This window comes from Dawidia cretensis (assembly GCF_018598175.1).
Classification (GTDB): Bacteria; Bacteroidota; Bacteroidia; order Cytophagales; family Cyclobacteriaceae; genus Ohtaekwangia; species Ohtaekwangia cretensis.
Genome location: NZ_JAHESE010000225.1, coordinates 1 through 250, shown reverse-complemented (window position 1 = coordinate 250; position 250 = coordinate 1). Strand labels below are relative to the sequence as shown.

At 33.2% G+C, this 250-nt stretch carries 1 protein-coding gene; it reads right to left on the bottom strand.

Features of this window, described 5'->3' with window-relative positions; all coding sequences use genetic code 11:
- On the bottom strand, positions 1 to 250 hold a 250-nt coding region (locus KK062_RS31325; RefSeq protein WP_254088141.1), incomplete at both ends, for an alcohol dehydrogenase catalytic domain-containing protein.

Genomic DNA, 250 nt, shown 5'->3' with positions numbered 1-250 from the left:
ACCTTCATTACAATAATCACATTTTCCACAAGGTACTAATGGTGCAACAGCTACTCTATCTCCTACATTAATATGCTTTACTTTTTCTCCAATTTTAACAACTTCACCAGAAAATTCATGCCCTAAAATCAATGGATATTTTGTATTTCCACTCAAACCACTTACCATAGACCTAGGTAAATCTGAACCACATATCCCAACATATTTTACATTTACAAGCACTTGCGTATCTGTTATTTCTGGTATATCT